Here is a 4,209-nt window from a genome sequence, read left to right on the forward strand (position 1 = left end):
TGTTGAGTTTTTCGGGGTGGTTGGGGACCACGTTTTCGGTGGGTTCGGGCACCAGCGGTTTTCCGGTGAGTTCGGGCTCCACCTCGTGTGATGGTCGGTGACATGCCGCGTTCGGCGTAATCGGTGGGTGTGGGCCGTTTGGCCGTCACGCTGTGCCTGTTGATCACGGTCCAGGTCAGGGAGACCGATGGTGCACAGGTCACGTGAGGTGCTGTTCGAGCGGATCCGGCGGGCCCAGCGAGAGCAGGGGCTGTCCGGGCGGGAGCTCGCGGTCCGGTTCAAGGTGTCGCGGCGCACAGTCCGCCAGGCGCTGGAGTCGCCGGTGCCGCCGAAGCGCAAGCCCCAGCCGCCGCGGGCGAGCGTGCTGGAGCCGGTGAAGGGCTTCATCGACCAGATGCTCCGGGAGGACCTGGACGCGCCGGCGAAGCAGAAGCACACGATCACGCGGATCATCGAGCGTCTCGCGGCCGAGCACGATTTCGAGCTGGCCCGGCAGACCACGGTCTGGGAGTACGTGAAGGCCCGGCGCCCGGAGATCAAGGCGGAGGCGCTGGAGGGCCGCCAGCATCTGGAGGGCGTGGTCCCACAGGCGAAACGCCCCGGCGAGGAGGCGGAGGTCGACTTCGCGGACTTCTGGCTCGACCTGGCCGGGCAGCGCCGCAAGTGCGTCCTGTTCACCCTGCGCCTGTCGTACTCCGGGAAGGCGATCCACCGCGCCTACGCCACGGCCTCGCAGGAGGCGTTCCTGGAAGGACACCTGGAGGCGTTCACTGTGCTGGGCGGCGTGCCGTCCGTGCACATCCGCTATGACAACCTGAAGCCGGCGGTCAAGCAGGTGCTCTTCGGCAGGTCCCGTCTGGAGTCGACCCGCTGGGCGTCGTTCAAGTCCTGGTACCAGTTCTCCGCGTTCTACTGCGCTCCGGGCGAGGACGGCGCGCACGAGAAGGGCGGGGTGGAGCACGAGGGCGGCCGCTTCCGACGCAAGCACCTGGTCCCGCCACCTGCGGTGGAGTCGCTGGCGGAGCTGAACGAGCGCCTGGCCGCGATCGACATCGCCGAGGACGCGAGGCACGTCCACGGCCGTCCGACCTCGATCGGCTTCGACTTCGAGCAGGAGCGCGAGCGGCTGCGGCCGCTTCCGGCGGACGACTACGACTGCGGGATCGACCTGATGCCCACCGTCGGGCGCAACAGCCGGGTCACCGTGCGGCAGTGCTACTACTCGGTGCCGGCGAAGTACATCGGGGCCAAGGTGAGGGTGAAGCTGCGGGCGAACGAGCTCCTCGTCCTCGACGGCCGCCATGTCGTCGCCCGCCACCCACGTCTGACCAGGCGTTACACCTATCACGACCTCCTCGACCACTACCTGGAGATCCTGCTGGTCAAGCCGGGCGCGTTCGCCGGTGCCTCGGCCCTCGCGCAGGCCCGAGCCGAGGGCGGCTTCACCAGGGTCCACGAGGCGTTCTGGGCCGCGGCCAAACAGAAGGCCGGGGATCGCGAGGGCACCAGGATGCTGATCGAGGTCCTGCTGCTGCACCGCCAGCTGCCCGCCGACGCGCTGGTCACGGCGATGGAGACCTGCCTGCGGATCGGCTCGGTCTCCACCGATCTGGTGGCGATCGAGGCCCGCAAGGCGATGGAGGGCACCGACGCCGACGACGCCGAACTCCTCGCCGAGGACGACCCCGCCCACGGCGCCGGGATCAGCGCAGATCAGGCCAAGGGCGGGCCGGGGGCTCAGGTGATCTCGCTGCACGCCCGGCGGCTGCCGCCCGATCCGCGCACCGCGCTGCCCGACATGAGCAAGTACGACCGGCTCCTCCAACCGACCACCACCGCGAACGCCAACCAGAAGGGCCACGGGGCATGACCCGCAGCATCACCGTCACCGACCACGACCCGGACAGCAAGGAGGACCAGGGACGTGACCGGGTTCCGCCCCGCCGGATGTCGCTGCCCGGCGATCCGGAGGACATGCTCATCGATGAGGCCTGCCGGGACCTGAAGCTGCCCGCCTTCCGCGATCGGTTCATCGAGCTCGCCGCCACCGCCCGTCGCGAGCAGGCCAGCTACAAGCAGTTCCTCCTCGATCTGCTGCAGGTCGAGCTCGCCGACCGCGACGTCCGGCGTCAGCAGCGGCTGCTGCGGATGGCCCGCTTCCCCCGGCCGAAGCGGCTGGAGGACTTCGACTTCTCCAAGAACCCGAACGTCACCCCGGAGGTCGTCGCCGATCTGAAGTCGCCCGGCTGGGTGCGTGAAGGCCGTCCGTTGGTGCTGATCGGCGACTCCGGCACCGGCAAGAGCCACCTGCTGATCGGGATCGGCACCGCGATCGCCGAGGCCGGCCTCTCGGTCCGCTACACCACCACGAGCGCGTTGGTGAACGAGCTCGCCGAGGCCGACGCCGGGCGCCGGCTGTCCTCGGTGATCGCCCGCTACAGCAAGATCGACCTTTTGTGCCTGGATGAATTCGGCTACCTCAACCTGGACCGCAAGGGCGCCAAGCTGCTGTTCCAGATCTTCACCGAACGGGAGGAGTGCAAGGCCACCGCCGTCGCCACGAACTCACCGTTCACCGAGTGGGACAAGACCTTCGGAGACGCCAGGCTCTGCGCGGCCATCGCCGACCGGATCACCTTCCGCTGCACCCTGATCCAGACCGGCACCGACTCCTACCGCTACCAGGCCACCCAGGAAGGACTCTTCGCAGCTCCGAAATGACCTCCGCCAGAGGCCGGCCGATCGGCGGCGCAGGTCGTGCGGCAACGGCCCGCCAACGGCAGATCAGATGCCGAGCGGTTCTGGGGTCCGAGGGTGACCTTGGCGGCGGGAGTCGATTACGTTTGAGCGATCACCGACGCCCTGGTCCGGGGGCACAGAGGAGCCGTCGATGCGCCACGAATCTCAGCACGCCGCACGTCTGGCCGTCTACGGAACCGTTGCTACCCGCCTGTCCCTGCTGAGCGACCGGCGTCTCGGCGAGATCGTGGCGTCCGCTCCTCCGGTCGGATCCGGTATCGGCGGCAGGTCGGCGGAGCTGGACATCGACGGGACGCGGGTTTTCGTCAAGAGGGTGCCCTTGACGGACGTCGAGACCCAGCCGGAGAACATCCGGTCCACGGCGAACCTCTTCGATCTGCCGATGTTCTACCAGTACGGAGTGGGCTCGGCCGGGTTCGGCGCCTGGCGAGAGCTGGCCGCCCACATCATGACCACCAATTGGGTCCTCGGGAAGGAGTACGAGGGCTTTCCCCTGATGTACCACTGGCGCGTCCTGCCCGACTCCCCTCCCGAGGGCTTCGTGGACGAGTTCGGGGGCATCGACGGAGCGGTTGCCTACTGGGAAGGCTCGCAGGCCGTACGCGCGCGCCTGGAAGCCATCGGCCGGTCCTCCCGCAGCTTGGTGCTGTTCTTGGAACACGTGCCGAATACACTCCGCACCTTGTTGCACGAGCACCGGGAGAATGCGGTGGCCACGGGCGGCGGCTCTCCTGCGTGGGCGGAGGATGCTTTGGCGCGAGGCACGGCGTTCATGAGCTCTCACGGACTCGTTCACTTCGACGCCCACTTCAACAACCTGCTGACCGACGGCCGGCTGATCTACTTCGCAGACTTCGGACTGGCCCTGAGCTCAGGCTTCGAGCTCTCAGCAGTCGAGCGGCGGTTCTTCTCGGACCATCTCGGGTACGACCGCGACTACACCGCGAGCCATCTGATCCACCACCTCGTCGCCCGCGTCCGGGGCGGCATGGACGCAGATGTGTTCCTTCAGGAGTGGATCGCAGGTCGAAGGCCCGGGGCTGTTCCCCCGGAGATCGCTGCAATCGTCGAGCGGCATGCCCGAGCCAGCGCCGTTCTGGACGACTTCCACCGCCGGCTGCTGTCGGAGAGCAAGCAGGCACCGTTCCCCGGTGCCGAGCTCAACCGCATCGCCGACGCTGGTGCGGCATCGCGCTGACATTCGAAGGAGCGGGCCCCGGCCGCGACTTGTCAGGGAGGCGACCCGCGGGCCCACGTCCACAAGCTAACGACATCCCTGGTACTCCAGCACCTGGACACTCCGCCCCGGTCGGGAAGGTCACTCGATCAGTGGCTCCCGATCTCGCCGAAAAACCTTGAGCACGATCAGGTACATCGGCGTCACGAACAGCCCAACCATGGGGCCGACTCCTGCCGAAGACGTGGTGCCCATATGACCCGATGAAATCA

Annotated in this window: 3 protein-coding genes; all 3 read left to right on the top strand. The window is 68.0% G+C overall.

Annotated features, from left to right (window positions below):
• Positions 1-187 precede the first annotated feature (187 nt).
• The 3 genes from istA to ACGF0D_RS43945 all read left to right on the top strand — a co-directional run bounded on the left by istA (position 188) and on the right by ACGF0D_RS43945 (position 3,958).
• Positions 188-1,870, top strand: a complete 1,683-nt coding sequence (gene istA, locus ACGF0D_RS43935; protein WP_392926157.1) for an IS21 family transposase — start codon at positions 188-190, stop codon at positions 1,868-1,870.
• Positions 1,867-2,721, top strand: coding sequence for an IS21-like element helper ATPase IstB (gene istB, locus ACGF0D_RS43940; protein ID WP_392926159.1), 855 nt, complete (start codon positions 1,867-1,869; stop codon positions 2,719-2,721). Before istA ends, istB begins: the two co-directional genes overlap by 4 nt.
• A gap of 169 nt (positions 2,722-2,890) precedes the next feature.
• Positions 2,891-3,958, top strand: coding sequence for a protein kinase family protein (locus ACGF0D_RS43945; protein WP_392926161.1), 1,068 nt, complete (start codon positions 2,891-2,893; stop codon positions 3,956-3,958).
• The last annotated feature ends 251 nt before the right edge of the window (positions 3,959-4,209 follow it).

The organism is Kitasatospora sp. NPDC048298 (genome assembly GCF_043201465.1).
Lineage (GTDB): Bacteria > Actinomycetota > Actinomycetes > Streptomycetales > Streptomycetaceae > Kitasatospora.